The sequence below is a fragment of the Kushneria sp. Sum13 genome (assembly GCF_052692355.1).
Genome location: NZ_CP199847.1, coordinates 138,078 through 162,127 on the forward strand (window position 1 = coordinate 138,078; position 24,050 = coordinate 162,127).

The 24,050-nt window shown below is 61.2% G+C and carries 17 protein-coding genes and 1 pseudogene; 10 read left to right on the forward strand and 8 right to left on the reverse strand.

Features of this window, described 5'->3' with window-relative positions; all coding sequences use genetic code 11:
• Positions 1–7: 7 nt before the first annotated feature.
• Both ACUN8C_RS00655 and ACUN8C_RS00660 read left to right on the forward strand, forming a co-directional pair.
• Positions 8–1,455 (forward strand): annotated as a pseudogene (locus tag ACUN8C_RS00655) (aldehyde dehydrogenase).
• Positions 1,456–1,734: 279 nt separating this feature from the next.
• On the forward strand, positions 1,735–2,832 hold the full coding sequence (locus tag ACUN8C_RS00660) for a M42 family metallopeptidase (protein WP_445620464.1): 1,098 nt from the start codon (positions 1,735–1,737) through the stop codon (positions 2,830–2,832).
• A gap of 43 nt (positions 2,833–2,875) precedes the next feature.
• Here the strand turns inward: ACUN8C_RS00660 and ACUN8C_RS00665 are convergent, their stop codons facing one another.
• Positions 2,876–3,523, reverse strand: coding sequence for a LysE family translocator (locus ACUN8C_RS00665; RefSeq protein ID WP_445620465.1), 648 nt, complete (start codon positions 3,521–3,523; stop codon positions 2,876–2,878).
• Between the two features lie 84 nt (positions 3,524–3,607).
• Here ACUN8C_RS00665 and gloA point away from each other — a divergent pair, with 84 nt between their 5' ends.
• Positions 3,608–4,144: a lactoylglutathione lyase gene (gene gloA / locus ACUN8C_RS00670; protein ID WP_445620466.1), complete on the forward strand. Its 537-nt coding sequence runs from the start codon at positions 3,608–3,610 to the stop codon at positions 4,142–4,144.
• 28 nt (positions 4,145–4,172) lie between these two features.
• Here the strand turns inward: gloA and ACUN8C_RS00675 are convergent, their stop codons facing one another.
• Positions 4,173–5,579 carry a mechanosensitive ion channel family protein gene (locus tag ACUN8C_RS00675; RefSeq protein ID WP_445620467.1) on the reverse strand — a complete coding sequence of 469 codons (1,407 nt, stop codon included), beginning with the start codon at positions 5,577–5,579 and terminating at the stop codon, positions 4,173–4,175.
• A 159-nt stretch (positions 5,580–5,738) separates the two neighbouring features.
• Between ACUN8C_RS00675 and ACUN8C_RS00680 the strand changes: the two genes are divergently transcribed.
• From ACUN8C_RS00680 to yccS, 7 genes are all read left to right on the forward strand, one after another.
• Positions 5,739–6,599, forward strand: coding sequence for an IclR family transcriptional regulator (locus ACUN8C_RS00680; RefSeq protein WP_445620468.1), 861 nt, complete (start codon positions 5,739–5,741; stop codon positions 6,597–6,599).
• A complete protein-coding gene (locus tag ACUN8C_RS00685) occupies positions 6,592–7,560 on the forward strand; it encodes a 2-dehydro-3-deoxygalactonokinase (protein ID WP_445620469.1) in 969 nt (322 codons plus the stop codon). The genes ACUN8C_RS00680 and ACUN8C_RS00685 overlap by 8 nt, the downstream gene beginning before the upstream one ends.
• A 35-nt stretch (positions 7,561–7,595) precedes the next feature.
• Positions 7,596–8,219, forward strand: coding sequence for a 2-dehydro-3-deoxy-6-phosphogalactonate aldolase (locus ACUN8C_RS00690; RefSeq protein ID WP_445620470.1), 624 nt, complete (start codon positions 7,596–7,598; stop codon positions 8,217–8,219).
• Positions 8,220–8,277: 58 nt separating this feature from the next.
• Positions 8,278–9,426, forward strand: coding sequence for a galactonate dehydratase (gene dgoD / locus ACUN8C_RS00695; RefSeq protein ID WP_445620471.1), 1,149 nt, complete (start codon positions 8,278–8,280; stop codon positions 9,424–9,426).
• Positions 9,427–9,678: 252 nt separating this feature from the next.
• Positions 9,679–10,845: a nucleotide sugar dehydrogenase gene (locus tag ACUN8C_RS00700; RefSeq protein ID WP_445620472.1), complete on the forward strand. Its 1,167-nt coding sequence runs from the start codon at positions 9,679–9,681 to the stop codon at positions 10,843–10,845.
• 242 nt (positions 10,846–11,087) lie between these two features.
• Positions 11,088–13,322, forward strand: coding sequence for a TonB-dependent receptor (locus ACUN8C_RS00705; protein WP_445620473.1), 2,235 nt, complete (start codon positions 11,088–11,090; stop codon positions 13,320–13,322).
• Between the two features lie 219 nt (positions 13,323–13,541).
• Complete coding sequence (gene yccS / locus ACUN8C_RS00710; RefSeq protein WP_445620474.1) at positions 13,542–15,764, forward strand: YccS family putative transporter; 2,223 nt, start codon at positions 13,542–13,544, stop codon at positions 15,762–15,764.
• Here the strand turns inward: yccS and ACUN8C_RS00715 are convergent.
• From ACUN8C_RS00715 to ACUN8C_RS00740, 6 genes are all read right to left on the reverse strand, one after another.
• A complete protein-coding gene (locus ACUN8C_RS00715; protein WP_445620475.1) occupies positions 15,739–17,871 on the reverse strand; it encodes a sensor domain-containing protein in 2,133 nt (710 codons plus the stop codon). The genes yccS and ACUN8C_RS00715 overlap by 26 nt on opposite strands.
• Before the next feature lie 183 nt (positions 17,872–18,054).
• The gene (locus ACUN8C_RS00720) at positions 18,055–19,209 is read right to left on the reverse strand and encodes a M20 aminoacylase family protein (protein WP_445620476.1); all 1,155 of its coding nucleotides are present in this window, start codon (positions 19,207–19,209) and stop codon (positions 18,055–18,057) included.
• 194 nt (positions 19,210–19,403) lie between these two features.
• Positions 19,404–20,537, reverse strand: a complete 1,134-nt coding sequence (locus ACUN8C_RS00725; RefSeq protein ID WP_445620477.1) for a CapA family protein — start codon at positions 20,535–20,537, stop codon at positions 19,404–19,406.
• Positions 20,538–20,574: 37 nt separating this feature from the next.
• Positions 20,575–21,861, reverse strand: coding sequence for a flippase (locus ACUN8C_RS00730; RefSeq protein WP_445620478.1), 1,287 nt, complete (start codon positions 21,859–21,861; stop codon positions 20,575–20,577).
• Between the two features lie 166 nt (positions 21,862–22,027).
• Complete coding sequence (locus tag ACUN8C_RS00735) at positions 22,028–22,261, reverse strand: hypothetical protein (protein WP_445620479.1); 234 nt, start codon at positions 22,259–22,261, stop codon at positions 22,028–22,030.
• 148 nt (positions 22,262–22,409) lie between these two features.
• Positions 22,410–24,047 carry a carboxylesterase/lipase family protein gene (locus ACUN8C_RS00740; RefSeq protein ID WP_445620480.1) on the reverse strand — a complete coding sequence of 546 codons (1,638 nt, stop codon included), beginning with the start codon at positions 24,045–24,047 and terminating at the stop codon, positions 22,410–22,412.
• Positions 24,048–24,050: the final 3 nt, after the last annotated feature.

Below are 24,050 nucleotides of genomic sequence, written 5' to 3' on the forward strand. Positions count from 1 at the left end.
GCCTGTCATGAATCTCGAACTTCTGATCGGCGGTCAGCCGCGACCGGCCCGGCAGCAATCGACCTTTGAGCGGCACAATCCGCTTAGCGGCGCTGTCGTGACCCGGGCTGCCGCAGCCACGTTTGATGACGCCGTGGCCGCGGTCGAGGCCGCCAAAAACGCCTTCGAAGGCTGGTCGCAGACCGGGCCCGGCGAGCGGCGCACAAGACTTCTGGCGGCGGCGGATCGCATGGAGGCGCGCAAGGACGAGTTCATCGAGCGCATGGTCAATGAGACCGGGGCCACCCCGGGCTGGGCCGGCTTCAACGTCATGGTCGCCGCCGGCATGCTGCGTGAAGCCGCTTCCCTGACCACCCAGGTAGGGGGCGATGTGATCCCGTCCAACGTGCCCGACAATCTGGCCATGGGGGTGCGGGTGCCGTGTGGGGTTGTGCTCGGCATCGCGCCGTGGAATGCGCCAATCATTCTGGCCACCCGCGCGATTGTCACCCCGCTGGCCTGTGGCAACACGGTGATCCTGAAAGCCTCCGAGCAGTGTCCGGCGACCCATCACCTGATCGGTGAGGTACTTGTCGAGGCCGGCCTGAATGATGGCATCGTCAATGTGATCACCAACGCCCCCGAGCAGGCTGCAGAGGTTGTGAATGCACTGATCGATCACCCTTGCGTGCGCCGTGTCAATTTCACCGGCTCTACCCATGTTGGGCGCATGGTTGGCGAGCGCGCCGCGCGCAACCTCAAGCCGGCGCTTCTAGAGCTGGGCGGCAAGGCGCCGATGCTGGTACTCGAGGATGCCGATCTGGACGCTGCCGTCGAGGCCGCAGCCTTTGGCGCGTTTTTCAATCAGGGCCAGATCTGCATGTCGACCGAGCGTCTGGTGGTGGTCGAGGCCATCGCCGATGAATTCGCCGAGAAGCTGGCCCGCAAGGTGGTCGGGCTGCGTGCCGGTGATCCACGCGACGCCAACAACGCGCTGGGCACGCTGATCAACCGGGCATCGGGCGACAAGCTCAATACGCTGCTTGATGATGCCGAAGGCAAGGGCGCACGGCTTTTAACCGGCGGTCAGGCTGAAGGGGTGATCATGCAGCCCACGCTGGTCGATGGCGTCACCGATACCATGCGGCTTTATCGCGAGGAATCCTTCGGCCCGTCGTGGCCCTGATTCGTGTGGCAGATGAGGCCGAGGCGATTCGGGTGGCCAACGACAGCGAATACGGGCTTTCGGCAGCGGTGTTCAGTCGTGATACGGCGCGCGCCATGCGCGTGGCCGCTCGGATCGAATCCGGCATCTGCCACATCAACTCGGCGACCGTGCATGACGAGCCGCAAATGCCCTTCGGCGGGGTCAAGAGCAGCGGCTACGGACGCTTTGGCGGCAAGGCCGGTATCGATGCCTTCACCGAACTGCGCTGGATGACCGTGCAGCTGGGGCCACGCCACTATCCCATTTAAAGACTGTCCCATTTAACGACTGCCCCATTTAATCACTGTCCAGATTAACCACCTTCCCATTTAAACCGGGCCGCGACAGATTCAGACCGTTTCATCACCTGATCTGAACCGCGGTTCGCACAGTTTCAAACCTTCCATGACCATGACCCCGGCGCCGCCCATGCGGACCGGGATCATGTGTATTGAAGCGCTCGGAACTGGACGCACGCGTCTATTCGCGCCATGGTCAGGGCGTACGGATCGCTTGATCCCGGAATCAACGCATGAACAGGACAGACCATGAGTGACAACAGCACCCTTTTAAACGATCAGTCGCTGGAATTTCTCGAGCGCTATCTCAACAACGCCTCGCCCACCGGCTATGAGTGGGAAGGTCAGAAACTGTGGATGGACTATCTGCGCCCGTGGGTCGATGAATTTTTCACCGACACCTACGGCACAGCGGTCGGTGTGATCAACCCTGATGCAAAGTACAAGGTCGTGATCGAAGGCCACGCCGACGAGATCAGCTGGTATGTGAACTACATCTCCGATGAAGGGCTGCTCTATGTGATTCGCAACGGCGGCAGCGACCATCAGATCGCGCCCTCCAAGCGGGTCAACATCCACACCAAAAACGGCATTGTCGAAGGGGTATTCGGCTGGCCGGCGATCCATACCCGCCGCAGCCCCGGCAGCGAAGAGCAGGCGCCCAAGCCGGACAACATCTTTATTGATGTCGGCTGTGACAACAAGGCAGAGGTCGAAAAGCTCGGCGTCCACGTCGGCTGCGTGATCACCTATCCGGATACCTTCAGCGTGCTCAACGGCAACAAGTTCGTCTGCCGCGCGCTGGATAACCGCATGGGCGGCTTCATGATTGCCGAGGTGGCGCGTCTGCTGAAGGAAAACGGCAAGACGCTCGATTTCGGCCTCTACATCGTCAACTCGGTGCAGGAAGAAGTGGGCCTGCGCGGCGCGCAGATGATTGCCGAGCGCATCCAGCCGAACGTGGCGATCGTCACCGACGTGACCCACGACACCCACACGCCGATGATTGACCCCAAAAAGGAAGGCAGCAACAAGATGGGCGCCGGCCCCGTGATTGCCTGGGCCCCGGCGGTGCAGAACCGTCTGCGCGAGCGCATTCTGGACGTGGCCGAAAAGGGCAACATCCCCTTCCAGCGGGTCGCCAAGTCACGCGCCACCGGCACCGACACGGACTCCTTTGCCTACAGCAATACCGGTGTGGCCTCGGCCCTGATCTCGCTGCCGCTGCGCTACATGCACACCACCGTCGAGATGGTGCAGCGCGAGGACGTCGAAAACGTCATCCGTCTGATTTACGAGACGCTTTTGAACATCAAGGATGGCGAAACGTTCAGTTATTTTGACTAGCGGTCATGGTTGAAGGATCCGGCGCCCAGGGCGCCGGATTTTTTTATGCCAGAGAAGGCGTTCGCGTCAGGGCCAGTCGAACCCCCAGCGCCACAAATATGATGCCGATGCTGCGCTCAAGCCACGCCTTGAGTCTGGCGCCGGGGCGCAGGCGCTGCCCACCCAGGGTGACAGCGGCGATCAGGACAGCGCTCCACAGGGTGCCCACGACATCAAAGATCAGGCCCAGGGTCAGGAAGGCAAGCGGTTTGAGCGTCGATGCCGGGTCAATGAACTGCGGCATGAAGGCCATGAAAAACAGCGCTACCTTGGGGTTGAGCACGTTGGTCAGAAACCCCTGACGAAACAGCGTGCGCAGACGGGTCTCGCTGATTCGGGGCGCAAGTGTCTGTGGCGTTGAATGGTGACGCTTGAGAAGCGCCGACAGGCCCAGCCAGATCAGATAGAGCGCCCCGACCCATTTCACCACCGTGAACGCTATCGCAGAGGTGGCCAGAATGGCCGAGAGCCCAAGAGCTGCGGCCAACACATGCACCAGTGTGCCGGTACTGATGCCCAGCGCCGTCACCGCGCCCTGCTGCCATCGGCCTGCGGCGGTACGCGCCACGATCAAAAGCGAGTCCGGCCCCGGTGTCATGTTCAGGATCAGGCCCGAAAGCATGAAAATGGCAAGATCATGGATGCCCAGCATGAAATGTCCTCTGGTCCCAGTGAGCGGCGGTGGGGCAATCCTTTACCCATCAATTCAATCATTACTATATCAATGGAGACTAACATGACCACCTTTACCGAGAAGGCCCCGGGTGTGGCCGAGGAAATCCCGACCGCTGCGGCGGGCTTTACGCTCAACCACTCGATGGTGCGCATCAAGGACCCGGAGCGTGCCCTGCATTTTTATACCCACGTGTTCGGCATGCGCCTGCTGCGCAAGCTCGACTTCCCCGAGCTCAAGTTCACGCTCTATTTTCTGACTCAGCTGTCTCCGGAAGACAGCGTGCCGGAAGACCCGGATGAGCGCACGATCTGGACCTTCAGCCAGCGCGGGCTTTTGGAGCTGACCCACAACTGGGGCACCGAGGACGATCCGGAATTTGCCTATCACAACGGCAATTCGGACCCGCAGGGCTATGGCCACATCTGTTTCAACGTGCCCAATCTGGACAGCGCCGAGACCTGGTTCGAGGACATGGGGGTCGAGTTCATCAAGCGTGCCAATGATGGGAAGATGAAAAACGTGGTGTTCGTAAAGGACCCGGACGGCTACTGGATCGAGGTGATTCAGGCCGATCTGATGGCCGGCGCCGGGCAGTAGTACCCGAGGCGACCTCGGGTTCGGTTGATCAGTTGGGGGCCGGGCCGTTCGGTGTCCGGTCCTCGCCCGCTAAGTCGTCCGGCGCCTGGGTCAGCGTGGTTTCCCCGGTCGGCGCAGGGCTGGCTTCCTGCTCGCCGTGCAGGCTGTTGCGATCCGGCATCATCACTCTCATGCGCGGGAAGGCATCCGGATATTCACGAGCGATAAAGCGGATCAGTCCTTCGCGCATCTCGCAGCGCAGGTCAAAGGTGTCGCCGCCGCCGCGGGCGCTGACCAGTACACGCAGCTGCATGTTGTACTCGGTCATCTCGAGAAGCTGCACCTTACACACTACGCCGCTCCACAGCGGCGAGTTCTGCGCAATGCGGGTGGCTTCTTCCTGCAGCGCGTCCAGCGGCAGTGAAAAGTCGGCATACAAAAAGACGCTGCCGATCAGGTCGTTGGTGCGCCGCGTCCAGTTCTCGAACGGGTTGTCGAGAAACCAGTTGATCGGCAGCACCAGCCGGCGCCAATCCCAGAGCCTGACCACCACATAGGTCAGCGTCAGCTCCTCGATCCAGCCCCATTCGCCCTGCACCACCACCGCATCGTCGAGCTGAATCGGCTGCGTCAGTGCAATCTGTACCCCGGCCAGCAGGTTGCCGAAGATCTTCTGCGCGGCAAAACCCAGCACGACCCCCATGATGCCGGCCGAGGCCAGAATGCTGGTGCCGAGCTGGCGCACCTTGTCAAAGAGCATCAGCATCGAGGCCAGTGCCACCAGCACGATGATGAAGTTGATGAGCTTGCGCAGCACGGCGATCTGCGTGTGTACCTTGCGCGCGGCCAGATTGTCGGCCACATCAACACGGTAGTGCTCTCTGAGTGCGCGTTCGACGATATTGACCCCATGCACCAGGATGCCGGCAATGCTGGCGATCAGCAGCATGCTGGTGAGATTGTGAATGACCAGGTCAAAGCGCTCGGAGGTCACAAACAGCGGAAACAGCGAGAAGAGTAGAAAAATCGGGAAAAGCGCCGCGGCGGCCCGGGCCAGAAAGGGGGCCAGAAAACGCTCGAAGTAGCCTTGGCGTGATTCCGACCAGCGGTCCATCACGGCGATCACCCGTCGTGAGACCCGCACAAAAAGCCAGAAGCCCAGAAACACGCCCACCACGTTGGCCAGCGTCATGATGGTGGACTGCCAGCCCAGAACGGTGGGCACCAGATAATAAAGCGCCACCATCACGCCATAGCACCACACCAGACACACCAGCGGTGGATGCACGGCCAGCGCTGCCACGTTGAGCAGATGCCAGCGCCCGTGTTCCAGCCGGCGCAGGCGAAGGTGCAGATATTTGAGCCCGCCATGCAGGACCATGGCGGCGGCGATGGCCACCATGGCCAGCGTCCAGCGGGGCAGGTGCGTCAACCAGATCATCAGGGTGTCATGCATGGATCGGATCCTGTCACAGTCGGACATGAGTGCTTTTCTGACCTTGGTCTTTTCTGACTTTAGTACAGATCGAGACCTTCGTATCATGCCATTCGTCCCATAATGTGGGAGTCATGTCTGCATATTGGGATGGAGCCATTTCAGGCGTAGACTGATGCCATGACAACTTCTCTTTCTGCTCCCCTTCCCGAACGCCCTGTCGGCGCTCAGGCCCTGATGCGCGGTCTGGCGGTGCTGGACGCCGTGGCTGAAGGCCATCATGGCCTGGCCGCCATCGGCGAGCGCATTCAATGCACGCGCAGCACGACCCACCGGCTGGTCTCGGCGCTGGTCCATGCCGGCTACCTGCGCCAGGATGCCCATGGCTATCAGCTTGGCATCAAGCTGGCCACGCTCGGTACTCGTGCCCGCGAGCAGATGCCGCTGGTCACGCTGGCCCGCCCGATCATTGAGACCCTGGCCCGAAACTGCGGTGACAGCGTGCATCTGGGCGTTCGGGAAGGCGATGACGTGGTCTATCTCGACAAGATCCGCGGATCGCGCGGGCTTGAAATGCGCTCGCGTCCGGGACTTCGGCTGCCGCTGGCCCTGACCGGTGTGGGGCGGGCGCTGATGCTCGATCTTGATGAGGCTCAGTGGCAGCGCCTGCATGCGCTGGCCTGTGAGCGCCATCGCCATCAGGGGGAGGTCCCCGTGGCGGGACTTTCACCGCTGGAGCCTCCGGCCTGGCCCGAATATCGAGCGCGGCTGATCGACTATCAAAAGACGGGCGTGGTGCTGGATCTTGAGGACAATGAACGGGGCATTCGCTGCGTGGCAGCACCGGTGCGCGACGAGCAGGGCATGATTGTGGCGGCCATCAGCATCGCCAGTGCCACGCCCTGGATGTCGGATGCGCGCCTGACCGAGCTTGGCCCAAACGTGCATGACGCCGCAGCGCAGTTATCGAACCGGATCGCCCGGCCTGATCTTTACCCTGACTCTGCCCTTTTTTCACCTGCGGGAGCCTCCCATGACTGACACCTCTGCGCGCCTGATCGCGCTCGACTGGGGCACTTCCTCACTGCGTGCCTGGCTGCTTGACGACCAGGGACAGATCCTGGAGAGCCGCCATGAGCCCTGGGGGATTTTGCATACCCCGGAGGGCGACTTCGCCCGGGCCTATCAGGCCGTCGTCGGGCCGTGGCGCGATGCACACCCGGACCTGCCGGCGCTGGCCTGCGGCATGATCGGCAGCCGCGGCGGCTGGCAGGAAGTGCCCTACGTGGCCGCCCCCGCCGATGCCGGTGCCATCGCCAATGGCCTGGTCGAGATCGATACCGGCATTGATCGGCTGTCGCTGGTGCCCGGCGTCATGCAGCGCAGCAACCCCGAGACCGGCGCGCTACCCAACGTCATGCGTGGCGAGGAGACCCAGTTGATTGGCGTGATGGCGCGCAATCCGGCGCTGGCCCAAGACGCGCTGTTGATCATGCCCGGCACCCACAGCAAGTGGGCAATGATCGAGGAGAAACGCCTCACGTCGTTTACCACTCACATGACCGGCGAGCTGTATGCCGTGCTGCGCGAGCACTCGATTCTGGGGCGCCCGGCGCTTGAATGTGAGGAAGAGGCCAGCGAGGCGGCAAGCCTTGAGGCCTTCGATGAGGGTCTTGAAAATGCCCGTAACAGCGGCAGCGCGGGCCTGTCGGGCCAGCTTTTCAGCGTGCGCAGCCGCGTGCTGGCGGGAGAACTTTCGCCTGCAGCCAGCCTTGCCTATCTCTCGGGACTGTTGATCGGCGAGGAGGTGCGCAGTGCCACGGCTACGCTGGGAGATACGGCCCGTTTGAGGCTTGCGCTGATCGGCGATGACGCCCTGTGCCGGCGTTACGCTCGCGCGCTGACCCACTTTGAATGCCCTGATGTCGAGATTATTCATGACGCCAGCATCAGCGGATTGATGACCATCGCCCGCCATGCCGGCCTGATCGAGTCCGCCTGAAGATTTTGACGCTTTAGCTCACCAAGGAGCAGACCATGTTGAACCAGTACATGCAGACCCTGCCGTTGATCGCCATTTTGCGCGGTGTAACGCAGCATGAAATCGAGCCCATCGGTCAGGCGCTTTATGACGCGGGCTTTCGCATCATGGAAGTGCCGCTCAACTCACCCGAGCCGCTGGAAAGCATCGTGCGGCTGGATCGGCTTCTGGGCGACAAGTGCCTGATCGGCGCCGGTACGGTCACCCGCGTCCAGCAGGTGCGTGACGTGGCGCACGCCGGCGGCAAGCTGATCGTCTCGCCCCACGGCGACCCGCGCGTTATCCAGTCCACTAAAGCCGCCGGGTTGACCAGTGCCCCGGGCGTGGCCACGCCGACCGAAGCCTTCGCCGCACTCAACGCCGGCGCCGATGTGCTCAAGATGTTCCCGGCCGAGCAGCTGGGGCCGAAGGTGATCAAGGCCTGGCGTGCCGTGTTGCCGCCCGAGGTGGCGCTGTTGCCGGTGGGCGGTATTACGCCCGACAACATGCAGGAATTTGTCGATGCCGGCGCCGGCGGTTTCGGGCTCGGCTCGGCGCTTTACAAGCCCGGCATGAGCGCAGAAGACGTGGGCCGCAATGCCCGCGCCTTCGCGGACGCCTGGCAGGCGCTCAAGCGCTGAACCGTCAACAATGACTTCCTTCTGATCCACTCAAGACCAGGAACTGCCGAGTACTGTCATGAAAATTACCCGACTGGAAACCTTCATCGTACCGCCGCGCTGGTGCTTTCTGAAGATCGAGACCGACGAGGGCTTTGTCGGCTGGGGCGAGCCGGTGGTCGAAGGCCGTGCCCATAGTGTGGCGGCGGCGGTAGAAGAACTCTCCGACTATCTGATCGGCAAGGACCCGCGTCACATCGAGGACCACTGGACGGTGATGTATCGCGGCGGCTTCTATCGTGGCGGCGCCATTCACATGAGCGCGCTGGCCGGTATCGATCAGGCGCTGTGGGACATCAAGGGCAAGGTGCTGGGCGTGCCGGTCCATGAGCTGCTGGGTGGTGCGGTGCGCGATCGTATCCGCGTCTACTCCTGGATTGGCGGCGATCGACCGAGCGATACTGCGCGCATGGCCAAAGAGCGCATGGACGGCGGCTTTACAGCCATCAAGATGAACGCCTCTGAGGAGATGCAGTTCGTCGATACCTTCGACAAGGTCGATGGGGTCATTGCCAACGTGGCAGCGATTCGTGACGCAGTAGGCCCGAACTTCGGCATCGGCGTGGATTTCCACGGTCGCGTGCACAAGCCGATGGCCAAGGTGTTGATGAAAGAGCTTGAGCCCTATCGCCTGATGTTCGTCGAAGAGCCGGTGCTCAGTGAAAACGCCGAGGCACTGAAGGAAATTGCGCCGCTGTCCAACATCCCGATCGCGCTGGGGGAGCGGCTTTTCTCGCGCTGGGATTTCAAGCAGATTCTGGCCGGTGGTTACGTGGACATCATCCAGCCTGATCCGTCCCACTCCGGTGGCATCACCGAGACGCGCAAGATCGCCAACATGGCCGAGGCCTATGATGTGGCGCTCGCCCTGCACTGTCCGCTCGGGCCGATTGCGCTGGCCGCCAACCTGCAGCTTGATGCCAACTGCTACAACGCCTTCATCCAGGAGCAGAGCCTGGGCATTCACTACAACCAGGGCAATGATCTGCTGGACTACGTCAAAAACCCGGAAGTGTTCGCCTATGAAGACGGCTACGTGAAGATTCCGCAGGGGCCGGGTCTGGGCGTTGAGGTCAACGAGGAATACGTGCGCGAGCGCGCCGAAATCGGCCATCGCTGGCGCAACCCGATCTGGCGCCATGCCGATGGCAGCTTCGCCGAGTGGTAGGGGTGTTGCGCTGACAATGGGCGCAAAGCGCGTCACAATAGGGCCGGCGTCTGCGCCGGTCCGCTTTTTTAACAGCGCGTGTCTGAAGGGCGTCGTAAAAGTAGCGTTTGTGCCAAGCGCCTGAGGGGGCGGGTCGAGTATGATGCATGGCATCAGTCACGGCCGCCGCCTATCAGGGGCGCTGTCATCCGGACGCGCATGATTGTCCGGAAATGGCCGGTAAAGCACATTTTTGACGAAAGGACGGTTCAAGTGAAAATTGCAGTTGCAGGCACAGGCTATGTGGGCCTTTCCAACGCCATGCTGCTGGCGCAGCATCATGAAGTGGTTGCGGTCGATATCGTGCCCGAGAAGGTTGAGCGTCTCAACCAGGGGATCTCGCCCATCGAGGACGTGGAAATCTCTGATTTTCTGGCCAACCGTGCGCTGAATTTCACTGCCACTCTGGACAAGGAAGCGGCCTATCGCGATGCGGCCTATGTCATCATCGCCACGCCCACCGATTACGATCCCCAGACCAACTACTTCAACACCAAAAGCGTTGAATCGGTCATTAATGACGTCATGGCGGTCAATCCCGACGCCGTGATGGTGATCAAATCCACCGTGCCGGTAGGTTATACCCGTGAAGCAGTCGAGCGCTTCAATACGCAAAACCTGATGTTCTCGCCGGAGTTTCTGCGCGAGGGCAAGGCGCTGTATGACAATCTGCATCCGTCGCGCATCATTGTTGGCGAGCGCTCCGAGCGCGCCGAGACGTTTGCCAACATGCTCAAGGAAGGGGCGGTCAAACAGGACATTGCCACGCTTTTGGTCGACAGCACCGAAGCCGAGGCGATCAAGCTCTTCTCCAATACCTATCTGGCCATGCGTGTGGCCTATTTCAACGAGCTCGATACCTACGCCGAGACGCACGGACTCAACGCCCGTCAGATCATCGATGGCGTCGGCCTCGACCCGCGTATCGGCAATCACTACAACAACCCGAGCTTTGGCTACGGCGGCTACTGCCTGCCCAAGGATACCCGTCAGCTTTTGGCCAACTATCAGAATGTGCCCAACAATCTGATTCAGGCCATTGTCGAGGCCAACCGTACCCGCAAGGACTTCGTGTCCGAGGCGATTCTGCGCCGCAAGCCGAAGGTCGTCGGCGTCTATCGTCTGGTGATGAAAAGCGGCTCCGACAACTTCCGCGCCAGCGCCATGCAGGGCGTGATGAAGCGCATCAAGGCCAAGGGCGTTGAAGTCATTGTTTATGAGCCGAACCTGGCAGAAGAGGAGTTTTTCAACTCCCGCGTGATCAAGGACTTCGAGGCGTTCAAGGCAGAGGCCGATGTCATCATCGCCAACCGCATGCTGCCCGAGCTCGAAGACGTCAAGGACAAGATCTACACCCGCGACCTGTTCAATATCGACTAAGCATTGCTATCGCCATCGCGCGTTTATCAAAACCATCCTTCGGGATGGTTTTTTTGTGTCTGTTTAAGTCAACGCCTGTTGCAATGCATATGCGAATAGTTTTCAAATGCATGAAATTCACACTGACAGTCAGTGACATGGGCAGATCCGGCAAGAAAAAGGGTCGCCTTTGACGCGTATCTGCCGACGCAGGATCGCAGTGCGACCGACGTCGGCGACAATAATTCAAAGGGTTCAGGGCAATGACAAGGGAACAGGATTTCAGGCGCCGGCTGGTACAGCGCTTTGCCGCAGGCGTCGTTGTGGGGAGTACGGTCGCGACCGGTGCAGCGTACGCGGCCGAGCAGAATGGCCATCTTGATACCATCACAGTGACCAGCACCGCGATCGAAACCGCCGGTAATACGCCGCCACCCACCTATGCCGGTGGGCAGGTAGCCGCTGGTGGTCGCCTGGGCATTCTGGGTGAGCAGGATGCCATGAATGTGCCGTTCAATGTGATTAGCTATACCGATGAACTGATCGAGAACCAGCAGGCCGATACCATCGGTGACGTGCTGCAAAATGATGCCTCGGTCGCGGTCGGCACGGGCTTTGGCAACTATTCCGAATCCTTCAAGATTCGCGGCTTTAATCTTTACAATGACGACATTTCGTTTGGCGGTCTCTACGGCGTGCTGCCGCGTCAGATCGTTGCCAGCGACATTGCCAGCCGCGTAGAGCTTTTCAAGGGCGCCAGCGCCTTTGCCAATGGCGTGCCGGCCGGCGGCACCGGCGTGGGGGGCTCGGTCAATATCGAGCCCAAACGTGCTACCGATGAGCCCATCAACCGACTCTCGACCGGCTATACCAGCGATGGCTATATCGACTCCGGTGTGGATGTCGGCCGTCGTTTTGGTGAGGCCAACGAGTTTGGCGCCCGTTTGGTGCTCAAGCGCGGCCGCGGCGATACCGTGATCGATGACGCCGAGCGTGAAAATACCCTGGCCCTGCTGGGGCTGGATTATGACGGCGGCAGTGATCGGCTCTCGTTCGATCTGGGCCATCAAAAAACCGTAATCGACGGTGATCGGCTTAACCTGAATCTGGGTAGCTATACCGGCAGCTCGGTGCCCGATGTGCCGCACAGTGACGCCAACTACGTGCCGGGCTGGAACCGTTCGAGCCTTGAAACCACCTTCGCCATGATGCGCGGCGAGCATGACTTCAACGATGACTGGACCGGCTATGCAGCACTCGGCGGCAATCGGACCCATGAGCGTACCCTGTCCGGCAGCGTCAGCCTGAGCGATGAAGCCGGCGATGGTACCGTGTCCCAGCTGGATACGGCCTATCAGTCGGAATCGCTGGCCAGCCAGATCGGGCTGCGCGGCAAGCTGGACACCGGGCCGGTCTCGCATCAGCTCAATCTGGGCTATTCAAGTGTCTATTCACGCAAGGACGTGGCGTTTGAATATCCCAACACTGATCCAGCGTCATCGCTTGCGCTCTATCCTGCTCCTGCTACCAATCTCTACGATCCGGTCGCGGTTGATCAGCGCCCCAATAATGTTGCCTTTGGCAATGTGGGTGATCCCAATACCACCGGGCGGGTCTATAACAACGGCGTGTCGCTTTCCGATACGCTGGGTTTTATCGATGACCGGCTGCTTTTGACGCTGGGCGCGCGCTATCAGGAAATCGAGGTCAACAATTACGGCGCTGCTGATGGCGTGCTTACTGACCGCTTTGCAGCGTCGCGCGTGACACCGGTCTATGGCCTGCTCTACAAGGCCACCGACAATATCTCGCTGTATGCCAACCATATTGAGGCGCTGCAGGCCGGCGAGTCGGCACCTTTTACCAATGGTGATAATACGGTCACCAACGCCGGTGACGTATTGGGAATCGTGCGCTCCAAACAGGACGAGGTCGGCGCCAAATTTGATTACGGCACCATTGGCGGCGGCATCGCGCTGTTCCAGATCGAGCAGCCTCAGGTCACCATCGATAGCACCAATACCGCAGGTTATGACGGCGAGCAGCGCAACCGCGGACTCGAGACCAGCCTTTACGGTGAGCCTCTGGAGGGTGTGCGTCTGCTGGCCAGTGCGACCTGGATGGACCCCGAGCTGCGTGATACTACCGATGGCACCAACGATGGCAATGATGCGCCGGGCGTGGCCGGCTATCGCTATGTACTGGGCGGTGAGTGGGACCTGCCGAAGGTGCAGAACCTGACCGCCACCGGACGCGTGATTCGCACCGGCGCTCAGTATGTGGATGAGGCCAATGATCTGAAAGTGGACCCCTGGACGCGGCTGGATCTGGGCCTTCGCTATACCATGCCGTTCAACGAGGGCAATCTGATCTGGCGCGCCGATGTCGAAAACGTTACCGACGAAGCGTACTGGGCATCGGCGGCAACGACCGGTTCACAGACCCTTTGGCAGGGCGAGCCGCGCACCTTCAAGCTTTCGGCGACGCTGGATTTCTAATCCTTCCGCACGGATATTCCACACCCTTCGCCGGCCCTTCTGGGCCGGCGTTGTCATGCTCCGAGGCCGCCCGTAACAAGGGTTCAGCGCACCGCTCGGGCCTCTCCCGCCCCGGGCGGCGATGTCGTCTCCATTGCCTTTCTGTTATGTTCGCGCTGTTATGGCACGCCCTGCCGGCCGGCAGGTGTCGCCTTCGTGTTCCCCGTGGAGGCCAGCGCCATGTTCGATCGCCTGACCCATTCACTGCGCCGTCTCTGGGCGCTGGATGCCTTCGCCTATAGCCTGCGCGTGTTCATGGCGCTGACCGGTGTCATGCTCTGGAGCGGGCTTTTCGGCCACATCGAGCAGATGATTCCGCTGTTTCTGGGCGTGATTGCCAGTGCGCTGGCCGAGACCGACGACAGCTGGCAGGGTCGGTTGCGGGCGCTTCTGGTCACGCTGGTCTGCTTTGCCATCGCCTCGCTTGCCGTGGAGCTGACCTTTGCCCATCCGTGGCTGTTTGGCATCGGGCTGGGACTGGCCACCTTTTTGATGATCATGCTCGGTGCCATCGGCCAGCGCTACGCCACCATCACGACGGCGACGCTGATTCTGTCGGTCTACACCATGATCAACATCGAGCAGCGCGGCGGGGCGACGGTAGAAAACCTCTGGCACGGGCCGCTGCTGCTGATCGCCGGAGCGGCCTGGTACGGCGTGCTGTCGATTGTCTGGCAGGTGCTGTTTACCCACCAGCCGGTGCGCCAGAGTCTGGCGGCGCTGATGACGGAGCTGGGGGAGTATCTCGCCATCAAGGCCTCGCTGTTCGAACCGCTGCGCGGGGTGGATCGCAGCGCTCGCCGGCTGGCGCTGGCGCGTCAGAACGGCCGCGTGGTCAGCGCGCTCAACGAAGCCAAGGAGATGATCTTTTCGCGCCTTCAGGGCCAGCACAACAGTGCGCGCATCGACCGTTACCTGCGCCTTTATCTGATCGCTCAGGACATCCATGAGCGTGCAAGCTCCACCCACTACGATTACGACGCGCTGGCCGAGCACTTCTTTCACAGTGATGTGCTCTTTCGCTGTCAGCGGCTGCTGTATCAGCAGGGACAGTCCTGCCGGGCGCTGGGCCGAGCCCTGTTGCTGCGCCAGTCGTTTGATCATGGTGAAAGCGAGCAGGCGCTCAATGATCTGCGGGCCTCGATCGAGTATCTCAAGCGCCATCCGCCCGGCGAAGACACGCGCCAGAACCACCGGCTGCTGCGCTCTTTAACGTCGCTGGCCATCAATCTGGGCGAGCTGGAGCGACAGCTGACCCGTGCCGACAATCCAGAAATGGCGCTGGACGAGTTTGATCGCAAGCTGCTGGACCGCTCGCCGAGTGGCCTGCGTGACGGCTGGCAGCGGCTGCGCGGCCACTTTCGCACCTCATCGCCGATCTTTCGTCACGCCCTGCGTCTTTCCTCGGCACTGGTGGCGGGGTATCTGCTGCTGCGCCTGATTCACCCCACCCAGGGCTACTGGATTTTGCTGACCACGCTGTTTGTCTGTCGGCCGAGTTTCGGTGCGACCCACCGCTTTTTGCGCCAGCGCATTACCGGCACCGTGATGGGACTGGTGGCCGGCTGGGCGCTGATCACGCTGTTCCCCTGGGACGCCGCGCAGGCCCTGATTGCGGTGCTGGCGGGGGTATTGTTTTTTGCCACTCGCATTCGTCATTACACGATCGCCACCGCGGCCATCACGCTGATGGTGCTGGCCTGCTTCAATCAGGTGGGCGACGGATTTGATCTGATCTGGCCGCGGCTGATCGATACGCTGCTTGGGGCGGGCCTTGCGGCGCTGGCGGTGCTGGTGATCCTGCCGGACTGGCAGGGGCGACGGCTCAATCGGGAGGCGGCATCGGTCGTCACGGCCAGTGAAGCCTACTTTTGTGAAATCGTGCGCCAGTATCGCAGTGGCAAGCGCGACGACCTGGCTTATCGGCTGGCCAGGCGCAACGCCCATAACGCCGATGCGGCGCTGTCGACGCGCCTGGCCAGCGTCATGCAGGAGCCGGGGCAATATCGCCATGATGCCGACGAGGGGTATCGGCTACTGGTGATCACCCACAGCATTCTTGGTCATCTGTCGGCGCTGGGCGCGCACCGGCGCAGCGTCAGTGAGCGACTGGACGTGCAGGAGCTGGAAGTGGTCTTTGAGGCGATCAGTGGCTATCTCTCGACCATTGCCCGCGCGCTGTCCCGGCGTCAGGCGGTTGGTGCGCTGTCACCGCCGCCCGAGACGATGGTGGCCTTCCTCGAGCAGCTGCCGGAGGAAGTCGAGGACGCTCGCCGGCTGGTGCACTCTCAACTGGCCATGATCTGTCATCAGATGACGCCGCTGGCCGAGGTGGCCGGCCGGCTGCTGGACCAGCAGGGCCAGCGGCGCAGTCGGGTCAGTTCAAGGCGTGCGGCGGCTTAGGCGAGATGTCGGCCGGCGCCGGTGTGTTCGAGACAATGTCGGCGGCCGGCCCCGGTCGGCCAAGTAAAAAGCCCTGCAAATGCGAGCAACCCTCCTGCTGAAGCAGCGCCATCTGCTCGGGGCGCTCGACCCCCTCGGCGGTCACTTCCATCTCGAGGCTTTTGCCCATGCCGGTGACGGCGCGCACGATGGCCATGGCCTCGCGACTGTCGCACATCTCGCGGATGAAACTCTGATCGATCTTGATTCGATCAAACGGGAAAGAGCGCAGATAGTGCAGCGACGAGTAGCCGGTGCCGAAGTCATCCAGCACGATGCGAACGCCCAGCTGCTTGAGCTGGTGCAGGATATCGATGTTGTGCTGGCTGGCATCGAGCAGAATCGACTCGGTGATCTCAAGCTCCAGACGCGAAGGCGCAATCCCGGTGATGGCCAGCGCGCTGGCGACTTCATCGACCAGGGCCTGGCGCTTGAACTGGGCCGGTGACAGATTGACCGAGATGCGCTGATCATCAGGCCAGCGGCTGGCCTCGCGACAGGCCTCGACCAGCGCCCAGGCGCCGATGTCAAGAATCAGGCCGCTGTTTTCGGCAATCGGAATGAATTCCAGCGGTGAGACGATGCCCCTGATCGGATGGCGCCAGCGCATCAGGGCCTCAAAGCCCGTGGTGCGGGTCCCGGTGATGTCGTAGATGGGCTGATAGAGCAAAAAGAGCGCGCCTTGATCCAGTGCGCCTCGCAGGTCGTTTTCAAGATCAAGGCGCTCGCGCGCCAGCCGGGCAAGCGCCGGGCGAAAGGTTTCATAGCGTCCCTTGCCCTGACGCTTGGCCTCGTAAAGAGCCAGGTCGGCGCAACGCATCAGCTGCTCGAAGCTGTCGATATCGTTTGAGGCACGCACGCCGCCCAGGCTGATGCCGGTCTGGACAAGATGCTCGCTGAGCTGAAAGGGCGTTCGTGCGCTGGTGGCCAGCGTTTGCGCAAGTCGGGCCAGGGCGCTGTCATCACCGGCATCAGGCACCAGCAGGGCGAACTCGTCGCCGCCGATGCGGGCCAGCGTTTCGCCGTGATGCAGATGCTGGCGCAGTCGAGCGGCCAGCTGACACAGCAGCTCATCGCCGACCTGATGGCCCAGTACATCATTGATGTTCTTGAAGTTGTCCAGATCCAGCAGCACCATGCCCACCCGCTCGATCTCCGGCTCGAGGTTTTCCAGCAGTGCCCGGGTGCGCTCGCCAAACAACAGCCGGTTGGGCAGGTTGGTCAGGGCATCATGATGGGCCATGTGGCGAATGGTGGCCTGAGCCGTGTGCTCCTCGGTAATGTCATCGACCAAGTAGAGACGCTGTCCGGTCGCCTCGCCGTTATCCATGATGTCCAGCGTCAGACATTTCAGCCGGCAGGTGCCCTCCGGCGTTTCCAGCTTGAGTCTGAGGTGACGCGCAACGTCGGTATTCTCGCGGGGCAGCTCGGACCGAATCCGCGTTAATAGCGCGTCGGTAGGCAGGTTGGCCATCAGCGTTCGCGGGCCGGCCTGGTGCCTTTGCTGCCCCTGATTGCACAGCAGGAGACGACCATCACTCTGGTCTTCAACCATGACCCGGGTTGGAATGTTGTGAATCACGGTATTGAGAAACGCGTACAGTCCGCTCAGCTCACGGGACTGCTGTTCGGCGGCGTCCCGTGCCTCGAGCACTTCCTGCTGCTGTGCCCTTTTTTCCGTGATGTCGCGGGTGATCTTGGCAAAGCCGATCAGCCGGCCATCTTCATGCATGGCATCGATCACCACACTGGCCCAGAAAACGCTGCCATCCTTGCGAAGACGCCAGCCTTCCGCTTCGTGTCGACCATACCGACGTGCGGCGGCCAGCCCCTGCATGGGCAGCCCCGAGCGTTTTTCCTCGAGCGTATAGAAGCAGCTGAAGTTCTGACCCAGAATCTCCTCGCTGCAGTAACCCTTGAAGTTCCGGGCGCCTTCATTCCAGCTCAGGATCATGCCCTCGGGGTCGAGCATGTAGATCGCGTAATCGGTAATTTTTTGCACCAGCTGTCGATAGAGTGCATCACTGTCCATTGTGATGGCGCTGGCGGGTGCTCTCGGTTCGGGCATGGCGATATCTGATCGAAGATGTAAGGAAAAGCGTCCGGGGCTGCTCCGACAGGAGGTTCAGACGTCATCAAATGAATAATCTGAATTATGAAACAGGGTTATCTGATTAAAGCCGCAATTAAGGCCTTTTTTGAGCCTCAACTGCGGCGATAGGGCGAGGATGTCGCGATATCTAGCGGGACTTTATCCCAGCAGATGTTTCACCAGTGCCTGCCACCAGGCCACCCCGAGCGGGGCCAGGGCGTCGTTGAAGTCATAGCCGGGATTGTGCAGGGCAGCGCTGTCGCCATTGCCCATCCAGATGTAGGCGCCCGGGCATTTTTCCAGCATGAAAGCGAAGTCTTCCGAGGCCATGCAGGGCGGCAGGTCGTAATGCACCTTCTCGATCTCCGGCATGGCCTCAAGTACTTCGGCGCAGCGCGCGGCCTGTTCGGCGTCATTGATGGTGGCCGGATAGCGCGACTGGTAATCCAGCTCGACGCTCAGGCCGTGAAAGTCGGCGCTGGCCTGAATGGCTTCGCGAAAGCGCTTTTCAAGGTGCTCGCGCAGGGCGGGGTCGAAGCAGCGCAGGGTGCCGCGCAGCTCTACCGTGGCCGGCATGACGTTGAAGGCGTCGCCACCGTGAAACTGGGTCACGCTCAGCACCGCCGGCTGATGCGCCGGGCGCTCGCGGCTGATAAGCCCCTGCAGCTGCGTCACCAGCTCGCAGCCCGCCAGAATCACGTCATCGCCCATGTGCGGCATGGCCGCGTGACAACCCCGACCGGACAGGCGCAGGGTGAAGACATCAAAGGCGGCCATGGAAGGGCCGCTATGGACGGCCGCCTCGCCAACCGCCATGCCCGGCCAGTTGTGCAGGCCATACACGGCGTCCATCGGGAAAAGATCAAAAAGCCCCTGCTCGATCATGACCCGGGCGCCGCCCTCGTTTTCCTCGGCCGGTTGAAAGATGAAGTGCACCTTACCGGCAAAATCCGGGTTGCGCGCCAGCGCCCAGGCCGCGCCCAGCAGCATGGTGGTGTGACCGTCGTGGCCGCAGGCGTGCATGCGCCCGGGCGTGGTAGAGGCGTAATCAAGATTGGTCGCTTCTTCAATGGCCAGCGCGTCGATGTCGGCGCGCAGGCCGATGGTGCGCCCGGGGCCGCGAGTGCCCTCGATCGTTGCGACCACACCAGTACCGGCAAGCCCGGTATGCACTTCGATGCCGGCCTCACGCAGCAATTCGACAATGCGTGCGCTGGTGCGATGCTCTTCAAAGGCGATTTCGGGATGGCGGTGAAAATCGTGGCGCCACTGGCGAAGCTGTTCGGTATCCGGATAGGACTCAAAAGCGGTCATGGGGGAGGCCTGATCAAAAGTGTTGCTGTCAAAGGGGAGATTCCCGAACAAAAACCTTATGCCGATCGTATCCCAGTGTCGATGCGTTCGAGCGCTTCACTTAGACCATGGCGCAGGAAGACAGCGCGCGCCAAAAAAAGGGCCCCGGACAGCGTACTGTCAGGGGCCCTTTCATACTGGCGCCGGGAGGCTGCTTACGAGCGTTTTGCCTTGAGCTCGGTAGCGCGCCGGGCGGCGTAGTAGTAGGTCTCGTTTTTCATCAGGTGCATGCCCAGCACCGGCTTGTCGAGGTGGCGGCGCTTGCCCAGAAGCGTTGCCGCCACTTCCTTGATACTGCCCTTGAGCGTGCCATCACAGGGCACCCCCATGAGGCTGCGGATTTGATTGGGCTGAATGTATTTCTGATAGATTGCGGTGCTCATCTCATCATAACGGCGCTGATAGTCCTCGTGCAGGAGGGCATCCAGTCGCGCCAGATCGGTACGGTCATCTTCCGGCGAGAGGCACACCACATCGTTTTCGGTGTGGTGGAAGACCGGCGTGAAACGCACCGGCGCGCCTTTTTCAAAACCGAGCTTTACGGCATAGGAATAATTCTTCTTCGCCGCCGGATTGGGCCGGTTGCTGAAGTAGAAGTTGCCCAGGCTGTAGAAGATCAGCGAGCCGTTATGGTTCTCGTGCCCCTGCGGTACGTGCGGATGGGCGCCCACGATCACATCGGCGCCCAGATCGCACAGGTGCTGGTAGCGCAGGCGCCACTCCTTCTGCGGGATGTCGTAGTACTCAAGACCTGCGTGGGCAAACACCACCACGAAATCACACTCGCGCTTGAGCTCGATCACCATGCGATCGATGGCGGGGTGGTTGAGCCAGGCGTAGCCGGCCTGATCAGGTTCGGCGTTGTGATCGAGCACGCCAAACTGCGCCTCGCAGGCATTGATCATGCCGATACGGACACCCTGAATCTCGCGGATCAGGGGCAGATAGGCCTTCTCGACGGTCATGCCGGCGCCGAGCATGTCGACATCAAGACGCTCGCCTTCACGCAGCGTGGCCTCGAGCGCCTCATCGCCAAAGTCCATGATGTGGTTGTTGGCCAGCAGCATCATGTCAAAGCCGTGGCTTTTGAGCACCGACATGATTTCGATCTGCTGGTTGATGTGCGGACCGTCCTTGGGCTGTTCGCGACCAAAGCCGCGAACCGGTGCCTCGAAGTTGCATACGGCGTAATCGCAGGCGGCGATGGTTTCGCTCATGGCGTCATCGCAGACGGGGCCGCCGTTGTACTGGCGGTTGACCACATCGCCACAGACAAACATTTCAATCATGGTATCGGTTTCCAAAATATCGACGGGGCCGGCAGCATTAACCGGCCGGCGCCGGGGCAGATCTGGCGCCCATAAAGGCCGTCAGCTGAAGCCTCAGGACACGGCCCCGACGGTAAAAGAGATTAAGCACCACGGCCGACAGGATTTCGGCAATCAGCGTCGACATGGCCGCACCCACCAAACCGTAATGAGGGATGAGCAGGTAGTTCAAAACGATATTGAGCGCGCTGACAAACAGCATTTTCTTGAGCAGGAAGCTGTAGCCGCCCATCACGGTAATCACGTTGAACGCCGAGGTACCCAGTACCGAGAAGACCGAGGAAATGACGGTAATGCCCAGCACAGCAGCGGCCGGGGCATATTGCTCGCCGTAGAGCATGTCGATCAGCTCGACCCTGAAAATGCCCATCAGCGTGGCCGGAATCACCGCAACCACGAACACGGCCAGAAACAGTCGGCGAATGCGATGCTCGAACACGGACGGGTCAGGGTTTCTTGACGCATGATTGATGCCGACCATCCAGGACGTCATCAGCGCCATGGGAAACATCATCCAGCCCTGGGACAGGGTCAGGGCGGCGCTGTACCAGCCCACGTGCGTTTCATCGAGCATGCTGCCCAGCATGATCTGGTCGGTGCGGGTGTAGAGGGCAATCGACAGGCTCGAGATCGCCAGCGGGATGCCGACCTGCACGATATGGCGGGAGTGGCGGCGGCTGCGCGTCTTGAAGGTATGCGCAATGTCGCGGGTCTTTTTGCGAAACAGATGCTGCTTGATGAAATACGACACGGCCCACTGAATGATGTTGGCCGCGGCAAAAAAGCCCACCGTGGCCCCCAGCTTGATAAAGGCAAACTTCAGCGCCACGCCAATACCGAGGGCAATGTTCTGCGCCACGGTGTTGAACTTGGAATCCAGCGACGAATTGAAAAAAACGCTGTAGACCTCGTTGGTGGTAAAGAAGCTGCCCCAGATGATGATGGAAAACACCAACCTCTGTTTGGGGGTGTCAAAATAAAACCAGGCGCCCACGGTCAACAGCGCACAAATGATGACGAAGTTGATCGCACGCACCCGGGTGGAGGCCGCCATCAGCAGCAGTCCGCTCTGTCGGTTGCGGGCCAGGCGATTGAAGACCACGTTATCGCCGCCCATTTTCACCATGGGTGTGATCAAGGCCACGATCGCCAGCGCCAGGCTGATCAGACCGAACTCGCTGGGGCCCAGATAGCGAGCGACATAGACCGTGATAAAAATACCGGCCAGCGCCAACATGACCTTTTCGCCAAGAATCCAGGCGGTATTGATGAGTGCCTTGTTCATGAAGCTGCTTTTTCAGGGGGGAGACACCGTCGGGTGGCCGATCGGCAAGGGAGGCCGATCATGCCACCAGAAAGGGTTACCGTGTGTGCAGAGTTGTGCGATGTCTCGGGTTGTATCGAGCTGCAACATCAGGTCATGACAGAAAAATCGGGTCGGATCACCAGGCTTAAAGGCCTTCCAGCAGACGACCAAGAGATGTTTCCTGCAAAAGAACACGCAGTGTTTCGGGCATGTCCTTCCAGGCCAGACGCAGATGCTCCTCGCGCCTGATCAGATTCGTATAATTCTGTTCCAGCTGCTGGCAGGGGGACAGCGCATTCATGAGGGCGTCATGTTCGGCCTCATTTTGCAGTGAAGCGTCCTGTTCGTTGGCCTGTGCGTAAAAGCGATCCAGTTTCATGATGGCGAGAATCCAGAAGATGTTCCCCGCCTATATCGACCGCTCCGTTACCTGCTTGATCATTTTGTTACGCAAAATTACCAAAGTCGTAGCCCTGTAGGGTCATGTCTTCAGGACGTGGATGATGATCGGTAAAACACCAGGGCTATCAATGATCAAGGGCCGGCGTCAGATGTTGCTCGATCAAATCCAGCCGCGCCTGCCCCGGGTCCTGTCGGGCTACCGGCCCCGCCTTTTGAGTAAAGTCCATCATCAGGTTTGATAGCGGGGTATGCAGCGGCCAGGTGGGCGCCCCGCCGCCGTTGGGATTGCCGTCCCGAGCGAAATTGACCACGTAGCGATGCAGCTGCCAGGCCATGGCCCGGTCGCTGTCATCGAGCCGGTCGTAGCGCGATTCAAGCGTGCGAAAGAGATAGGGCAGCTCGCTGGCATGCACTGCTCCCGGCCACTGGTCACGCGCCTCGAGCGCGACGTGAGAGAAGCGATAGCGCCACACCGGCTCGCCACTGGCGGCCACATGATCGGCAATAAAGCGCGCCGGTTCGGTCATCATGCGATCCATGCCAATGGCGCGCCCCACCTGCTGCACGTCATCGCTGCCCTCGGGATCATACAGCGCCCGGGCACGGTCGGCGTCCTCGCCAAAGGGGGTGAGCAGTGTGTCCATGCTATCTGCCGAGCTGAATCCCAGATCGGCATCGGTGGTGCCGATCAGCATCGGTACATGCCGCTCAAGGCCGGTCTGATAAATCTTCTCGGGTTCACCGGAGATCAGCTCGCCATCGCGGATCGGGCCGCCGACCCAGGTGCGCGGTCCCTCATGTGATGCCATGAGGTTGCTCATGTTGAGGCCATCGACCACCTGCTCGGCAGGCAGGTGTCTGAGCGCGTCCAGCGCCTCGTGCCCCTGGCCGTCGATGCCGTGACGGTGGGCGAAATGCTCACCGATCGTCTCGGCCGAAGGCAGGTCGTCCTGATCATCGGAAAGCGCGGGCATTGGCCCCATCAGCGCCCGTCCGCCACCGGACATCACCACGGCGCGCTGGAACAGCCCGCGTGCGGCCGGTGTGCCGGTCAGATCCAGCACCGAGGCGCCGCCGGCGGATTCGCCCATGATGGTGACGTTACCGGCATCGCCACCAAAGGCACCGATATTGCGCTGTACCCACTCAAGGGCGGCCAGCTGATCCATGACGCCATAGTTGCCCAGCGCCTTTCCTTGCTGTTCGCGGCTCAGGGCGGGGTGAGCAAAAAAGCCGAAACGACCCAGCCTGTAATTGAGACTGACCAGAATCACGCCGTCGCGAGCGAAGGCGCTGCCGTCGTAAATGGGCGTCGAGGTGCCGCCGTTGACGTAGCCCCCGCCGTGAATCCACACCAGTACCGGATGGTTGGTTGGTGCGCGATCGGCCTTCGGATCGGGAATGGCATCAGACGGCGCCCAGACATTGAGGTAAAGACAGTCCTCTGAAGGCGTTACCCCCAGCGGGGCGGCATCGCTCGGGTCGGGACGCTGCATGCAGTCCGGGGCGAAAGCGGTGGCCTTGCGCACGCCCTGCCATGGGGATACCGGCTGCGGTGGCCGCCAGCGGTTGTCTCCCGTTGGCGGCGTTGCATAGGGGACGCCCTTGAAGGCCGTCACATCAAGCGCGCTGCGGCCCTGCAGCGCGCCGGTGTCGATGTCTACCCGGGTAACGGCCGGGTCAGACGAGGCGGCCTGAGCCCAGGTCCACAGGGGCGTGGCCAGTAGCCCCAGCGTCAGCAGTCCTTTCAACCAGCGTTGCATGCG